The sequence below is a fragment of the Streptomyces fuscigenes genome (assembly GCF_021556455.1).
Lineage (GTDB): Bacteria > Actinomycetota > Actinomycetes > Streptomycetales > Streptomycetaceae > Streptomyces > Streptomyces fuscigenes.
On sequence record NZ_JAKGCV010000014.1, the window covers coordinates 1 to 14,343 of the forward strand.

At 72.6% G+C, this 14,343-nt stretch carries 13 protein-coding genes; 5 read left to right on the forward strand and 8 right to left on the reverse strand.

Annotation, left to right across the window (positions count from 1 at the left end; all coding sequences use genetic code 11):
* The first annotated feature begins 534 nt into the window (after positions 1-534).
* Positions 535-1,398 (forward strand): Bax inhibitor-1/YccA family protein, encoded by an 864-nt coding sequence (locus L1885_RS03380; protein ID WP_235795447.1) that lies wholly within the window; start codon positions 535-537, stop codon positions 1,396-1,398.
* A gap of 275 nt (positions 1,399-1,673) precedes the next feature.
* On the opposite strand, the gene L1885_RS03385 is transcribed toward L1885_RS03380, so the two are convergent.
* Positions 1,674-1,904 carry a DUF4287 domain-containing protein gene (locus L1885_RS03385; RefSeq protein WP_235795448.1) on the reverse strand — a complete coding sequence of 77 codons (231 nt, stop codon included), beginning with the start codon at positions 1,902-1,904 and terminating at the stop codon, positions 1,674-1,676.
* 146 nt (positions 1,905-2,050) lie between these two features.
* Here L1885_RS03385 and L1885_RS03390 point away from each other — a divergent pair, with 146 nt between their 5' ends.
* Entirely contained in the window at positions 2,051-2,371 is a 321-nt protein-coding gene (locus L1885_RS03390; protein WP_235795449.1) for a hypothetical protein, read from the forward strand.
* Between the two features lie 44 nt (positions 2,372-2,415).
* Here L1885_RS03390 and L1885_RS03395 read toward each other — a convergent pair whose 3' ends face one another.
* The 3 genes from L1885_RS03395 to L1885_RS03405 all read right to left on the reverse strand — a co-directional run bounded on the left by L1885_RS03395 (position 2,416) and on the right by L1885_RS03405 (position 6,597).
* A complete protein-coding gene (locus L1885_RS03395) occupies positions 2,416-3,612 on the reverse strand; it encodes a hypothetical protein (RefSeq protein WP_235795450.1) in 1,197 nt (398 codons plus the stop codon).
* A 392-nt stretch (positions 3,613-4,004) separates the two neighbouring features.
* Entirely contained in the window at positions 4,005-5,225 is a 1,221-nt protein-coding gene (locus L1885_RS03400) for an acetyl-CoA C-acetyltransferase (protein WP_235795451.1), read from the reverse strand.
* A gap of 385 nt (positions 5,226-5,610) precedes the next feature.
* A complete protein-coding gene (locus L1885_RS03405; protein WP_235795452.1) occupies positions 5,611-6,597 on the reverse strand; it encodes an SGNH/GDSL hydrolase family protein in 987 nt (328 codons plus the stop codon).
* Between the two features lie 239 nt (positions 6,598-6,836).
* Here L1885_RS03405 and L1885_RS03410 point away from each other — a divergent pair, with 239 nt between their 5' ends.
* Complete coding sequence (locus tag L1885_RS03410; protein ID WP_235795453.1) at positions 6,837-8,249, forward strand: cystathionine beta-synthase; 1,413 nt, start codon at positions 6,837-6,839, stop codon at positions 8,247-8,249.
* A 671-nt stretch (positions 8,250-8,920) separates the two neighbouring features.
* On the opposite strand, the gene L1885_RS03415 is transcribed toward L1885_RS03410, so the two are convergent.
* Together L1885_RS03415 and L1885_RS03420 are read right to left on the reverse strand one after the other, a co-directional pair.
* The gene (locus L1885_RS03415; protein WP_235795454.1) at positions 8,921-9,781 is read right to left on the reverse strand and encodes a polysaccharide deacetylase family protein; all 861 of its coding nucleotides are present in this window, start codon (positions 9,779-9,781) and stop codon (positions 8,921-8,923) included.
* A gap of 1,079 nt (positions 9,782-10,860) precedes the next feature.
* Positions 10,861-11,271 carry a hypothetical protein gene (locus L1885_RS03420; RefSeq protein WP_235795455.1) on the reverse strand — a complete coding sequence of 137 codons (411 nt, stop codon included), beginning with the start codon at positions 11,269-11,271 and terminating at the stop codon, positions 10,861-10,863.
* Positions 11,272-11,636: 365 nt separating this feature from the next.
* Between L1885_RS03420 and L1885_RS03425 the strand changes: the two genes are divergently transcribed.
* The gene (locus L1885_RS03425) at positions 11,637-12,482 is read left to right on the forward strand and encodes a MurR/RpiR family transcriptional regulator (RefSeq protein ID WP_235795456.1); all 846 of its coding nucleotides are present in this window, start codon (positions 11,637-11,639) and stop codon (positions 12,480-12,482) included.
* A 126-nt stretch (positions 12,483-12,608) separates the two neighbouring features.
* The gene (locus L1885_RS03430) at positions 12,609-13,175 is read left to right on the forward strand and encodes a hypothetical protein (RefSeq protein WP_235795457.1); all 567 of its coding nucleotides are present in this window, start codon (positions 12,609-12,611) and stop codon (positions 13,173-13,175) included.
* A gap of 244 nt (positions 13,176-13,419) precedes the next feature.
* Here L1885_RS03430 and L1885_RS03435 read toward each other — a convergent pair whose 3' ends face one another.
* The gene (locus tag L1885_RS03435; protein ID WP_235795458.1) at positions 13,420-13,794 is read right to left on the reverse strand and encodes a hypothetical protein; all 375 of its coding nucleotides are present in this window, start codon (positions 13,792-13,794) and stop codon (positions 13,420-13,422) included.
* Positions 13,795-13,893: 99 nt separating this feature from the next.
* Positions 13,894-14,328, reverse strand: a complete 435-nt coding sequence (locus tag L1885_RS03440; RefSeq protein WP_235795459.1) for a roadblock/LC7 domain-containing protein — start codon at positions 14,326-14,328, stop codon at positions 13,894-13,896.
* Positions 14,329-14,343 lie beyond the last annotated feature (15 nt).

Here is a 14,343-nt window from a genome sequence, read left to right on the forward strand (position 1 = left end):
CGGCGACGACGGGGCGGGCGCGGGGGACGGGGGGACGGGCGGAGGCGTCATCCGGTCAGGCTAAGGGGGGCCTGCGGGCGGCCGAAGGGGCTCGGGGCCGCCGTGGCGCGTCGCGCGGAGCCCCCGGGGCCCTGGGCACGGAACCCCGGGCCCGGAACCGAGCCGGTCACCGGAGGCCGGGCGCTGCGCGCCGGGATCAGGGACGGGCGCCTGCGCGGGCCCGCGCAGGCGCGGCAGCGGTCCGGCACCCGCACGGCAGAGGTCCGGCACCGGGGCCGTGGCACGCTGGGGAGGACGCCGCGCCGCGGCGACCGCGGACAGGGCCGTTCCGTCACTGCTGCCGCACCGCGCCGTCCGGCGGGACACGGCTCCGCCACGGCCCTGGCACGGCTGGGTGACAAGGTGCCCGGGCCCCGGGTACCGCGGTGTGACGATGCCACCATCGGGCAAGATCCTCCGCGCGGACGACATGTTGTCTTTGCCTACGCATTACTCTTGACGCGAGACCGCGCGAGTCGGTCATGGAGGAATGAGATGAGAAGCAGCAACCCGGTCTTCTCACGACGGGGTTTCACCCGCGACGCCGGCGGCGCCGGCGGTTACGCGGGATTCAACACGGCGCCCCAGGCAGGGGGAACGGCCGTCGGCACCAATCCCTACGCCACCAACCCGTACGCGGGCGCCCCCTACGGCGGCCCGGCGGCGGGCCGGTCCGGCGCCATGACGATGGACGACGTCGTCTCCCGCACCGCCCTGACGCTCGGCGCGGTCGTCGTGACGGCCGTCCTGTCGTGGCTGCTGCTGCCGGTGGACGAGGCGAACATCGGCAAGTCCTACGGGATCGCCGTCGGCGCCGCGCTCGTCGCGCTGGTGCTGGGGCTCGTCCAGTCCTTCAAGCGCAGGCCGACGCCCGCGCTGATCCTCGCGTACGCGGCGTTCGAGGGTGTCTTCCTCGGCGTGCTGAGCAGCGTCGTCAGCACGTACATCGCCTCCGGGGTCGTCGTGGAGGCGGTCCTCGGCACCATGGCCGTGTTCGCCGGGACGCTCTTCGCGTACAGGATGCGCTGGATCCGGGTGACGAGCCGCTTCTACCGGTTCGTGATCGCCGCGGCCGCGGGCTTCCTGATCCTGATGGTGGTGAACCTGCTGTTCTCCGTCTTCACCCACGGGGACGGCCTGGGCTTCCGCAGCGGCGGTCTCGGCATCGCCTTCGGCATCGTCGGCATCCTGCTCGGCGCGTGCTTCCTCGCGCTCGACTTCAAGCAGGTGGAGGACGGCGTCGCATACGGCGCGCCCCGCGAGGAGGCCTGGCTCGCGGCGTTCGGCCTGACCATGACGCTCGTCTGGATCTACCTGGAGGTCCTGCGGGTGCTGTCGATCCTGCAGAGCGACAACTGACGCACCCGGACGGCGCCGCCACGGGCCACGGGCCCGTCACCGCGCAGCCGGCAAGCACACGGAAGGGGTCCGCGGGCACAGTGCCCGCGGACCCCTTCCGCATGTCCTCGGCCCGCAGCGAGGCGCATGGCCCGGCAGCGCCGGGTCGGCAGTCGCCTGCGGACCAGGACGCCGAGGCCGTGGCCGGTCCGTTCCTGGTGACGGCGGCCGGTCGTTCCGGCCGCCTGCGGGGCCGCGGACCCGGCGCCACTCCGCGGGGGCCGGGCCGCGGGGGATCAGAGCAGGCGACGGGCCGCCCGCCTCAGATCGTGTTCGTGGACGATCGCCTTCGCGTGTCCGTACGACAGGTCGTGCTCACCCCTCAGCCAGCTGACCTTCTCCTCGAAGCGGACAAGGGCAGGGCCTTCGTCGAGTGTGCGCAGCCAATCCGAAACGCCTCGGCCTGTGCACTGCGGGATGCGGGAGAGCAGATTGCGATGGGTCTCTTCGGAGAAGACAAGGGACATCGGCGCCTCCGGACGCTCGCGCGTACTGGTGCAGCGGCGGCTGCGTGAGAAGCAGCCGTTAACGACACCGTGCCTGAGCGTTCGCCCGTTGGCAACAGTCCCGGGACCTTTCCCGCCGATCGGGGAGAGCCGCGTAGGGTCGCGGTGTGCTCGATACGACACCGCTGACCTCGCCCGTGGACCGCTTCACCGACCGCCTGCGCGCCGCGCCGCACAGCCGGCTCCGGCGAGGACCGGCGGCCGCCGCGCTCACGCTGGCCAGGGAGCTCTCCGCACGTGCCCAGCGCCTCGACGACCCCGGCACGGAGCCGCGGATCATGCCGGACGCGGGAGCACTCCTGGTGGCCGACCAGCTCGCCGTCGCGGTGGGGGACCTGGTCGAGGCACTGCGGACGGCCCCGTCGCAGCGGGAGCTGGACGAGGCCGTCAGATCAGTCGCGAGAGTGGTTGCGGAGGCAAATCTCTGAGGGTGCGCCGCGAAGGGCGCCCCGCGGGTCCGCGGGGTGCCCGCTCAGAGGGACGCGATGACGCGGTCCGCGAGGATGTACACGTGCTCCTCGGCGGCGTCCGTGGCGTCAGTACCGTCGGTGGCGTCGGTGGCGTCGGTGGCGTCGGTGGCGTCGGTGGCGTCCGAGTTGTCGGTGCCGTCCGCGACAACCGCGCCGTCGGCACGGGCCGTCCCGCAGGAGAAGGTCAGGCTGTAGGCGCCCGAGACTCCCGACCCGCCGAGCAGGTACGGCGTCCCGCCCTGGCGCAGTGAGCGCGCCAGGCGCTCCGCCGTCTCCCGGTGGCCCGGGGTCATGCACAGCGTGGTGCCATCGGCGAACATGTACACGTCGAGCGTGCCCAGGGGGCCCGGGCGCACGTCGGACAGCGCGGTCCGGGTCCGGGCCAGCTCCTCCAGCCGCTCGACCGTCCGCTCGTGGTCGGTGACGATCGGCGAGCGCGTCGGCACGAAGTCGGGGTGGGAGGGGTGCCTGCGGCGTGCCGCGGCCAGCTCGGGGGAGTCCTCGGGGAACTCGCCGGCCGGAGCGGCCGGCGCCGCCGGGCCCGCGCTCTCCACGTCGTCCCCGCCGGTCGAGGGGAAGCCCGCGAAGTCGTCGAACGCGTCCGCGACCTGGTCGTACGCGGCGGGGTCGTAGGCCGGCTGGTCCTGGAGGCGGTCCTGCGCGGCCTGGTCGAACGCGTCGCGCACGATGCCGTCGGCGGGCAGCCCGCCGCCGTGGATGCCGGCGACGTCCGGGATGCCCGGGAGATCGTGGCCGAGCGCCTCGAAGGCCGAGAAGTCGGCCTGGCGGGGCATGAAGAACGCGGCGTCCTCGAAGGACGGGTCCACGCCCGGCCCGATCAGGCCGCCGAGCACCGACGGCGAGTCCGCCGCGTCCCGGGCCTCCTGCGCGGCCCAGAAGGCGCGCGCCTCGGCGAGCTCGCGCTCGCGCTCCTCGGCCAGGGCGTCGGCGACCGCCGTGCGTATCGCGTCGGCGGTGTCCACCGCGTCGGCCGCTGCGACCGGCGCGGGGACGGCGGAGCCGGCCTCCGTCGCGGCAGCCCTGGCCTGCGGTACGGAGACGCCGGATCCGCCACTGTTCACCTCGGCCAGGTCGGTGCGCAGGGCGGTGACCTCCCTGCGCAGCCCGTGGGCGGCGTGCAGTGCGGCCGCGCCCACGGCGGTCGCGGTGGCCGTGGTCAGCAGCAAGGCAAGAGACATGGCGCTCACTTACTACTCCCCAAACTCATCGGATTCCCCCGGTCTTCCTATCTCAGCTTGTCGCGGGTGCGCGGCGACCGTCAGTGCATTACGTCACGAAATGCGTGGGTCTTTGGACCCTTCGGTAACCCGGGGGAAGCTGCTGACCTGCACAAAGCAATCTCCCCCCGGAATTGGTCACAATCCGGGGGGAGATTGCATTACGGCAGAGGCTCACGCGACGCACGAGCGGCGGGGGGCTCACGCGGGCGGACGGGGGCCTTGGCGCCTCCGGGCGGCTTGTCCGCTGGTGCGGCGCATCGGCTCAGCTGCGTGCTTCTTTTGTTCTGGGCTTCGCTTCCGCTGCGGGCGGGTGCCCTTCGTACCTCAGGACCCCCACCCTCCGCTGCGGCTCAGCTCAGCCTCTCCAGCACCATGGCCATGCCCTGGCCGCCTCCCACGCACATCGTCTCCAGGCCGAACTGCTTGTCGTGGAACTGGAGGCTGTTGATCAGCGTGCCGGTGATGCGGGCGCCCGTCATGCCGAAGGGGTGACCGACGGCGATCGCGCCGCCGTTGACGTTCAGCTTCTCCAGCGGGATGCCCAGGTCCCGGTACGACGGGATGACCTGCGCGGCGAACGCCTCGTTGATCTCGACCAGGTCGATGTCGTCCATGGTCATCCCCGCGCGCTTCAGCGCCTGCCGGGACGCCTCGACCGGGCCGAGGCCCATGATCTCGGGCGACAGGCCCGTCACGCCGGTGGAGACGATGCGGGCGAGGGGCGTCAGCCCCAGCTCGCGTGCCTTCGTGTCGGACATGATCACGAGGGCGGCGGCGCCGTCGTTCAGCGGGCAGCAGTTGCCGGCCGTGACAAGGCCTTCGGGACGGAAGACGGGCTTCAGGCCCGCGACGCCCTCCATCGTGACGCCCGCGCGCGGGCCGTCGTCCTTGGCCACGACCGTTCCGTCCGGCAGCGTGACGGGCGTGATCTCCCGCTCCCAGAAGCCGTTCTTGAGCGCTTCCTCGGCGAGGTTCTGCGAGCGGACGCCGAACTCGTCCATGTCCTCGCGCGTCACTCCCTTGAGCCGCGCCAGGTTCTCCGCGGTCTGGCCCATCGCGATGTACGGGTCGGGGAACAGCCCGTCCTCGCGCGGGTCGTGCCACCCGGCGCCGGTCGACTGGGCGACCTCGGCGGTGCGCGCCTCGGCGCTCGCGAAGAGCGGGTTGTGCGTGTCGGGCATCCCGTCGCTGGTGCCCTTCACCGAGCGGGACACCATCTCGACGCCCGCGGAGATGAAGACGTCGCCCTCGCCCGCCTTGATGGCGTGCATCGCCATCCGGGAGGTCTGGAGGGAGGACGAGCAGTACCGGGTGATGGTGCAGCCGGGAAGGTGGTCCATCCCCATCTGTACGGCCACGATCCGCGCGAGGTTGTGGCCCTGCTCGCCGCCGGGCAGACCGCAGCCGAGCATCAGGTCGTCGATGTCGTGCGGATCGAGACCGGGGACCTTGTCGAGGGCGGTCTTGATGATGGTGGCGGTCAGGTCGTCCGGCCGCAGCTCCTTGAGGGACCCCTTGAAGGCCCGCCCGATGGGGGAGCGGGCGGCTGAGACGATCACGGCTTCTGGCATCGGGCGCTCCTGGTGGGCGGGGACGGTTCGGCGGCTCTGCTCCGCAGTCCATCCTAAGCGGTTGCTCAGGTGGATGGGAGGGTAGTCCCCGCGGGTCCGGGCGGCGAAACCGGAGAGGCGGCCGGGGCGGAGTGAGATGGCACACGCGGCCCGGAGGGCGGGAGCCTGCCGGCTTCACGCTGCGCGACCCGGCTGCGGGGCCGCGACCGGCTCGGCGCGGAGCGGGGGCGGCGGGACCGGCCCGTACAGGAGGGTGTACCGGCCCGTACAGGAGGGTGTCAGGGAGCCGGGACCGGGACCCCCCGGGCCGGGCGCGCCACGGCCGGGCCCGGAGGCGGCCGTGGCGCGGGCGCCGCGCGGGCCTTGCGCGAGGGGTGGACGGCCGTCACGAGTCCTGGTGGGCCTCTCGGGGTGCCGGCTCCTGCTGGGTGATCGGGTGGCGCCTGCGGCGGTGCTTCAGCAGTGCCCAGGGGGCGCGCGCCCCCGTGACCTCGGTGCCGCCGCGCGCTGCCGCCTCGGACGCCGCCTTGGCGACCGGCAGCATGTTCTCGTCGCGCGTGACGTCCAGCCGGTCCGTCTCCGGCCACAGGCCCAGTGCCGCGCAGAGCGTGGGCAGCACGGCCATGGCCGCCGTCGCGTACCCGTCGACGGACGGGTGGTAGTGGTCCGGCCCGAACATCTCGCTCGGGTGCGCCTCGAACTCGGGGCCCAGCAGGTCTCCCAGCGACACCGTGCGGCCGCCCTGCTCCACCGTGACGATCGTCTGCGCCGCCGCCAGCTGGCGGCTCGTGCGCCGGGCCAGCCAGCGCAGCGGCTGGTAGACGGGCTCGACGGTGCCGAGATCCGGGCAGGTCGCGACCACCACCTCCGCCCCCGCGGTGCGCAGCCGCCGGACCGCGGCCGACAGGTAGCGAACGGACTGGGTGGGCGCCATCCGGTGCGTCACGTCGTTCGCGCCGATCATGACCACGCAGATGTCCGGCAGCCGGGACGGGTCGGACAGCATGAGGGAGACCTGGCGCTCCAGGTCGTTGGACCGGGCTCCGGGCAGGGCCACGTTCACGAGATCCACGGGCCGCTCGGCCACCGCCGCGAGCCCCGACGCCAGCAGGGCCCCCGGCGTCTGGCCGACCCGCCGCACCCCCTGGCCCGCCGCCAGCGAATCACCCATCACGCCCAGCCGCAGTGCGTCCGCCCGGCCGTACGCGAGGCCGTACCAGCCGTTCCCGTTCGCCGGGACCGGGGCGTCCGGAATGCCCACCCGCCGCTTCGCCAGCTGGACCTCGGCCAGCAGCACCCCCATCCCCGCCGCGCCGATCAGACCGATGCCGCCGCCCCCGAAAGCCGCGCCCGTCGCGATGCGTCTGGCCACCCTCGCTCTCGACACTGTCCGAGCCACCTCCTCTGCACACACGCACGTACATCGCATATCTGCCCCCCGGAGGGCCCCGCATCAACGACATCGGCCATCGAATCTCGGCCGGTGTGCGCGGGGGCCCTCCCACCCTGCCTACGCTGCCGTCACTGGGCCCGCACGGGGCGCCGTGCCTAGGCTGTCGGGACCATCACGGAGATCCCGATGGCAGCCCCGGACCAACCGGAGACAAAACGGTGCAATTCCACGATTCGATGATCAGCCTTGTCGGCAACACCCCGCTGGTGAGACTGCGCAGCGTGACCTCGGACCTCCAGGCGACCGTCCTGGCAAAGGTCGAGTACTTCAACCCCGGCGGCTCGGTGAAGGACCGCATCGCCCTCCGCATGATCGAGGCGGCCGAACGCAGCGGAGAGCTGCGCCCCGGCGGCACGATCGTCGAGCCCACGAGCGGCAACACGGGCGTCGGCCTCGCCATCGTGGCCCAGCAGAAGGGCTACAAGTGCGTCTTCGTCTGCCCGGACAAGGTCTCGACGGACAAGATCAACGTGCTGCGGGCCTACGGCGCCGAGGTCGTCGTCTGCCCGACCGCGGTCGACCCCGAGCACCCCGACTCGTACTACAACGTGTCGGACCGGCTGGTGCGGGAGATCCCCGACGCCTGGAAGCCCGACCAGTACAGCAACCCGAACAATCCGCTCTCGCACTACGAGACCACCGGTCCCGAGCTGTGGAAGCAGACCGACGGACGCATCACGCACTTCGTCGCGGGCATCGGCACCGGCGGCACGATCTCCGGGACCGGCCGCTACCTCAAGGAGATCAGCGCCGGCCGTGACGGAGGCCCGGTGCGCGTCGTGGGCGCGGACCCCGAGGGTTCGGTCTACTCGGGCGGGTCCGGGCGCCCCTACCTCGTGGAGGGCGTGGGCGAGGACTTCTGGCCGAGCGCCTACGACCGGAGCGTGAGCGACGACATCGTCGCCGTGTCCGACAAGGACTCGTTCCAGATGACGCGCCGCCTGGCCAAGGAGGAGGGGCTGCTGGTCGGCGGTTCCTGCGGCATGGCGGTCGTCGCGGCGCTGGAGGTCGCGGAGGGGCTCGGGCCGGACGACGTGGTCGTCGTGCTGCTGCCGGACAGCGGACGCGGCTACCTCAGCAAGATCTTCAACGACGAGTGGATGAACGACTACGGCTTCCTGGAGCACGGCGGAGGAAGCGCCAGCGTCGGCGACGTCCTGCGGCACAAGGAGGGCGCGATCCCGACCCTCGTCCACATGCACCCGGAGGAGACCGTCGGCGAGGCCATCGACGTCCTGCGCGAGTACGGCGTCTCGCAGATGCCGATCGTGAAGCCGGGCGCGGGGCACCCGGACGTGATGGCGGCCGAGGTCATCGGTTCGGTCGTGGAGCGCGAACTGCTCGACGCGCTGTTCACCAAGCGCGCCACCCTCGCCGACCCGCTGGAGCGCCACATGTCGTCGCCGCTGCCGCAGGTCGGCTCGGGCGAGCCCGTCGCCGACCTGATGGCGGTCCTCGGCGGCAGCGGCCAGGCCGGCGCCGACGCGGCCATCGTCCTCGTCGAGGGCAAGCCCATGGGCGTCGTGAGCCGGCAGGACCTGCTGGCGTTCCTGTCGGCGGACGCGCACTAGACGCGCAGGGGCCTCCCGTCGGTGCGTGCCCGGGCGCGCGCCGACGGGAGGCTGCCGCGACCGGCCGGCATCAAGCGGGCCGGGCGGCCGTCCTCCGGCCGGGCGGGGGCCTGTCGGCTGCCTGTTGCCGGGCGGGGCCGGTCGGCTGCCCTCCGGCCGGGTGGGAGAGGTCGTCTGTCTGTCCTGCGGACGGGCGGGGGTCCCCCGGGTGTTCACCGGCCGGCGCGGACCCTGCCGACTGCTCTCCGGCCGACTCGGGGCCGGTCGGCTGCCTGTCCTGAGGACGGGGGGCTGCCGGGTTCTCACCGGTCGACGCGGACCCTGCCGACTGTCCCCCCCGGGGCGGGCGCCGTTCGCCGTTCGGGGCTTCGCGCAAGTGGTACGCGGCCGACACGTTCACGCAGCACGCGCTTAACACGCCCCGGGCAGGGTTGATCTCGCGCCGGGGAAACGACGGAGCGGCTCCCTGACCTTCCCGCGGCGCCCGGGCACGGGGGTCGGCCCTGACCCGCACCGTGCCACCGCGCGGGGACCGCCGTCGTCCCGCCCCCTGCTTCACGTCGGGGGTGCGGCGGCCCCGCGCCTTCCGGTATGTCCGTCGCCGCCCCGGGCGGGTGCGGCGGCCCAGGACGGTTGAGTTCTGCGGTCGGCGGAGTCGGGGACCTGCGGGCTCAGGGCTTGTCCGGACGGTAGACCTCGCCCGGCTCGGGCGCCGCGGGCCACAGCAGCTGCGAGACCGTGACGACGGTGTACCCCTTCGCGTCGAGCGCCGAGAGGATGCCGGGCAGCGCGGGCGCGGTGCCCGGGTAGATGTCGTGCAGCAGGATGATGCCGTCGCGTCGCGTCTGGTCGAGGACGCGCTGCTTGATGACGGCCGAGTCCCTGGTCTTGTAGTCCTTCGCCGTGACGCTCCACAGCACCTGGGAGAGGCCGAGTTCGCGGCAGATCTTCGTGACGTCCTCGTTGGTGCGGCCCTGTGGCGGCCGCATCAGGGTGGGCGCCGTGCCGGTGATCTTCTTGACGGCGTCCTGGTTCAGCTTCAGCTCCTTGCGGGCCTCCGCCGGGTCGATGTCGGTGAGGATCTGGTGCGTCCAGGTGTGATTGCCGATCTCCATGCCGGCGGCTGCCTCCTGCCGGACCAGGTCCGGATGCTTGAGGACGTGGTTCTTGCCGAGCGTCATGAACGTCGCGTGCGCGTGGTACTTCTCCAGAGTCTTCAGGACCTGGGGCGTGTACTGGCTCGGGCCCGCGTCGAAGCTGAGGGCGACGCACTTCGCCTTCCGGCAGTCCACCGCCCCCGGCTTGCCCGCCGCGACCGCGGCGGCGCTGCCCGGTGCCGCGCCGATCCCGGTCCTGGCCCTGCCGGTGACGGGGGCCGCGCCTGCGGGCTTGGCCCCGTCGCGCGCGGCCTTGGGGCTGGTCACGGGGTAGGAGGCCGCGCACCCTGCGAGAACGGGGACGAGGCATCCGGCGGCCACGAGGCCGGCCAGGAGCCGGGCCGGGGCCTTCGGGGCGGTTATGTGCTGACGCATGGGCTTACTTCCGAACTTTCGTACTGCGCGATGGATGGGGGGTGTGGGGCCGTCCGGTCCGTCCCGTGCGAAGGCCCCCGCACGGTTGCGGACACGCGGACGTCGGCCCGGTCGCCGGCATGACACCGCGGGCGCGCGGTGTGACCTGCCTGCGGGCATGGCTGTGCCATGGACGTGGGCATGACAGATGACCGGAGGAGTGACTGGGCGCAGGCCGACCTCCTCCCGGTCGGCAAGGCGCAGCCTGGTTCGCCACCTGGTCGAGGACTATACACGGCAGGTATACACGTAGTGCATAGCTGGGTGAGGAGATGGGCGTGCATGCACCGGGAGGGCTGCGGAAGCGCTCCGGAACGAGCCTCTGGGGTGCTCCGGAGAGGAGTCTCGGGGGCCTCGGGAGGACTCCGGGAGAACTTCGGGAGGGCTTCCGGAGCGTGACGAGCACGGACGCGCGGGCCTCGGGAGCCGGCGTGGGGCGGCGAGGGTGTTCGGGGCTGTGGCGCTCCGTCCCCGGTCGACTCACCCGCTCAGCGGATCACCCGTTGAACAGATCTACGTTTCAGCGGCTCAACTCTTCAGCAGCTCAACGGTTCAGCAGGTCAACGGTTCAGCAGGTCAACGCTTGACCATCTTGGAGGCTCGGCGGCGCGGGGATTCAGCGCTCCGAGACCCTGCGCGCCGGTCGGGTGTGCCCGCAGGCAGTCCAGAAAGCGCCCGGGAGCCCGTCCACTGATGCGGACCCCGGCCCCCTGCGCGACGGACGAACGGCGGAGGGGTGATCTGTTCGCCGGTGCATGAGGGCGTGTGCCGGTCGGTTCGCTTGATCATCTACTCACACGACGATGAGGCACAGCGACGAACAGGCCGCACGACGACGAACGGATCGGACGACGAACCGATCGGACGACGAACGGATCGGACGACGAACGGATCGGACGACGAACCGATCGGGCGATGAACGTGTCAGGCGACCATCAGGGCGCACCGCGATCGGGTCGTACGGAACGAGCGATCCGAGCCACCCCCCCCGCCACGCTCGCGCCGGAAGCGTCCGGGCGCCGGGGCGGGTGCCGGTCGCCTCAGTCCTCCCACGTCGACGGGCGGCGGGTGCGGCCCCACGGCCAGAAGCGGGTGGAGTGGACGGTGTTCACCGCGACGATCCCCAGCCAGGCCGCGATCAGCCCAGGCAGCCCGCCGAGCGAGCCGGCGATACCCGAGAGGGGCACGGCCAGGATCAGCGAGACGATGCCGAAGCCGTAGCGTTCGGCGAATCCGTCGTGGGTGCGGGCCTGGGAGGCGCCCCGCGCCACCACCAGCTGCTGCTCGGCAAGCTGCCGCCGCACGCGCTTGTCGGCCGCGCCGTCGAGGCGCTGCTCGACCTTCTCCAGGAACGAGTCCACGAGCGCGGAGTCGTAGTCCTCGCCCAGCTCGCGGCGGGCCTGGAGGGTGGCGTTGAGCTCCTTCTTGAGCTCCGGGTCGTGGGTGTCCATACCCCATGACGCTAGGCTGCCGCGCCAGCCCGCACACGGGGGCTAGCCCCCCTCTTGGGTGTCGTGCCCACCCCTCCGCCGCGCGCGCCGCCCACCCCTCCGCCCGCAGGCCGCCCGCTCCCTCGGCCGCGCCCGGGCCCGGCCCTCGACCCGGTCGTTCCCGGTCGTTCCCGGTCGTTCTCCGCGGCCGGCGGTGCGCCCACGGATCAGAAGCCCCCCGGTCGCACCCTCCGCCGCGGTCGGCCCCCCCGCGCACCGGCCGCCCACCGGCTGCTCGGCCCGTCGGCCCTGCGCTCCTGTCCGGCTTGTGTATGAAGGTATGCAAACGGGTGCGTCAGTGAATGGATCACTGATACCTTGCCCGCATGAGCGACACTCCCGCCGAGCGGTTGCAGCGTCTCTTCGAGGGACACCGCCTGACCCCCGCGCAGCGTCGCATCGCCCACAGCATGGTGCGCCGGGCCGGCGAGGCACCGTTCCTGTCCAGCGTCGAACTGGCCGAACTGGCCGGGGTCAGCCAGCCGTCCGTCACACGGTTCGCCGTCGCGCTCGGCTTCGACGGCTACCCCGCGCTGCGCAGGCACCTCCGCGAGGTCGCGCCCGCCGCCGTGCCGGAGGAGACCGACGAGGACGGCGAGTACAACGGCTACCAGCAGGCCGTGCTCGGCGAGATCGACAACCTCCGCGAACTCGCGGCCCTCCTCGCCGACCCCGCACCCGTGGAACGCGCGGGCCGGCTGCTCGCCTCGTCCCGGCCGCTGCCCGTCCTCGGACTGCGCGCCGCGTCCTCCCAGGCCAGGGGGTTCGCCTACTTCGCGGCGAAGGTCCACCCCGACGTGCGCCTGCTCGACGAGGGCGGCAGCATGCTCGTCGACCGCCTCGACGCGGCGCGCCGCGCCGGTGCCACCGCACTCATCTGCTTCGCCCTGCCGCGGCATCCGCGCGAGGTGGTCGAGGCGCTGGCCCACGCCCGCGCGATCGGGCTCACCGTCGTGACCGTCGCCGACTCCTCGTTCGCGCCCGTCGCCCCGTACAGCGACGTCCTGATCCCGGCCGCGGTCGGCACCGGCCTCGCCTTCGACACGGTGTGCGCGCCCATGCTCCTCGGTCGCGTCCTGCTGGAGGCCATGTGCGACGAACTGCCGGACGCGCCCGTGCGGCTGGAGGAGTTCGACGCCGCCGCCGTGGCACGCGGACTGTTCGCCGGCTGAGGCTCCGTCCGTACCCGGCTCCCCTTTGCAGGGCTTTCTCAGCGGGCCTTCACCTTCTCTCATGACCCCCTCACCTGCCGTCACTACTGTGCGGGCCACCAACAGCTGGTGCGGAGGAGGCACATCGTGGCGCGCGGAGGGCAGCAGTCGCTGGCCAGGGTGGCGGTGATCGTACGGGCGGGCGCCGTCCCGTTGTTCTGGCTGGGAGTGCTCTCCGCCGGGATCGGGCTGCTGCTGCCCGGCCTCACCGGCCGGCGCGTCGGAGTCTGTGCGGGGGCCGCGCTGTTCCTCGTCTGCGCCGGGGTGGTCGCCCTGGTCCGGCGCCGCCGCTACCGGGAGTGGACCGACCGCGCCTCCCGCGCCGGCAAGTTCGACTTCCTGCAGGACCGGCAGGTGACCCTGCGCAACTGGCGCCGCGCCCACCGCTGGTGGCTCGTCGCCGCGTTCGTGCTGGGGCTCGCCTGCTCGCTCGTGGTGCCCGCGGCGTTCGGCATGGCGCTCGCCGGGACCGGAGCGGGGCTCTGGCTGAAGGCCGTGTGGATCGGCCGCGCGGAGCGCAGGAACGAGGCGATCCTGTGGGTTCGCACGGACTGGGCCGGGGCCCGCAGCCCCGTCGGCAAGCAGGTCAAGGGGTACCGGAAGACCGGCATCGCGGCGGGCGACGCCGCTCCCGGAGGAGCCCGCCGCCACTGACGACCCGGCCGGTCCGGTCGGCCGGTGCGGGACGGTCGGAGACCCCGAAGCGCCGGACGGACGGAAGAACCGAGCGCCGGACGGACGGAAGAACCGAGCGCCGGACGGACGGAAGGGCCGAGCGTCGGACCGCCGGGCGGAGGTCCGGACCGTGTACCGAGCGGTCCGCCGGGCGGAGGCCGGGACCCTGTACCGAGCGGTCCGCCGGCGGTCGGCCGTACCGGCCACCGGCGGAACGGCCGGGTCAGACCTCCAGATCGTTCTCGATCCGGTTGAGCTGATGGCGGGCCATCGCCAGGTTCGCGCGGCTCTTGTCCAGGGCGAGGTAGAGGAACAGCCCGTTCTTCCCGCGCCCCTTCAGCAGCCGGATCAGGTGGTACTGGCTGCCCAGCGTGATCAGGATGTCCTCGATCTCGTCCTTGAGACCGAGCAGTTCCATCGTGCGGACCTTGGCTCTGACGACGTCCGTATTGCCGGCGGCGGCGACGGTCAGGTCGAAGTCCTTGCCGCCTCCGATCGTGCCGAGCGCCATTCCGCTGGTGTAGTCCACCAGGGCCGCGCCGATCGAGCCGTCGATGGAGGTGGTGGCTTCCTTGAGCGAAGCTTCGGTGTTGGCCATGGGTGTCGCATGTCCTTTGTTTCTGGCGGCCGCCTTGGTGGTCCTGCGGCCACGGGATGGTGAGGATGTGGGGGGCTTGGCGGAAGCTGAGGTCATCGGTCAGGCGTTCTCCAATCGGTCGAGGGCGCCGTCCACCAGTTCGCCGATCCGCGCGCTCGACCTGCGGGCCTCCAGATGGAGGCGGCCCACGTTCGTACGCGGTTCGGCCATCAGAGTCAGCACTGCCGACGCGCCTGCCGCGTACGTCGCGACGTAGCCGCGCTCACCCCGTACGAGGAGTTCGCGGAAGCCGCCCTGCCCCGTCGTGTCGGTGAGCCGCTGGGCCACGCCGAGCGCGGCGGCGGTCAGCGCGGCCACGCCCTCGGCCTCGTTGCCCGCGGTCTCCTGGGCGAGCACGAGCCCGTCGATGCTCGCCGCCAGTGCGCCCGTCACCTGGGGAAGGCAGGCCCGCAGGCGCCGCAGCTCGCCGAGCACGTCGGCCTCTGCCGTCATCAGCTGTCTCCTTTCGGCGCGTTGCCGCAATGTGCGCCTCATGACGGAGTGGTCAGA

Excerpts from the sequence above, each read along its gene's own strand:
- L1885_RS03380 (WP_235795447.1), top strand. The coding sequence starts at position 535 with ATGAGAAGCAGCAACCCGGTCTTCTCACGACGGGGTTTCACCCGCGAC.
- L1885_RS03385 (WP_235795448.1), bottom strand. The coding sequence starts at position 1,904 with ATGTCCCTTGTCTTCTCCGAAGAGACCCATCGCAATCTGCTCTCCCGC.
- L1885_RS03395 (WP_235795450.1), bottom strand. The coding sequence starts at position 3,612 with ATGTCTCTTGCCTTGCTGCTGACCACGGCCACCGCGACCGCCGTGGGC.
- L1885_RS03400 (WP_235795451.1), bottom strand. The coding sequence starts at position 5,225 with ATGCCAGAAGCCGTGATCGTCTCAGCCGCCCGCTCCCCCATCGGGCGG.
- L1885_RS03415 (WP_235795454.1), bottom strand. The coding sequence starts at position 9,781 with ATGCGTCAGCACATAACCGCCCCGAAGGCCCCGGCCCGGCTCCTGGCC.
- L1885_RS03420 (WP_235795455.1), bottom strand. The coding sequence starts at position 11,271 with ATGGACACCCACGACCCGGAGCTCAAGAAGGAGCTCAACGCCACCCTC.
- L1885_RS03425 (WP_235795456.1), top strand. The coding sequence starts at position 11,637 with ATGAGCGACACTCCCGCCGAGCGGTTGCAGCGTCTCTTCGAGGGACAC.
- L1885_RS03435 (WP_235795458.1), bottom strand. The coding sequence starts at position 13,794 with ATGGCCAACACCGAAGCTTCGCTCAAGGAAGCCACCACCTCCATCGAC.
- L1885_RS03440 (WP_235795459.1), bottom strand. The coding sequence starts at position 14,328 with ATGAGGCGCACATTGCGGCAACGCGCCGAAAGGAGACAGCTGATGACG.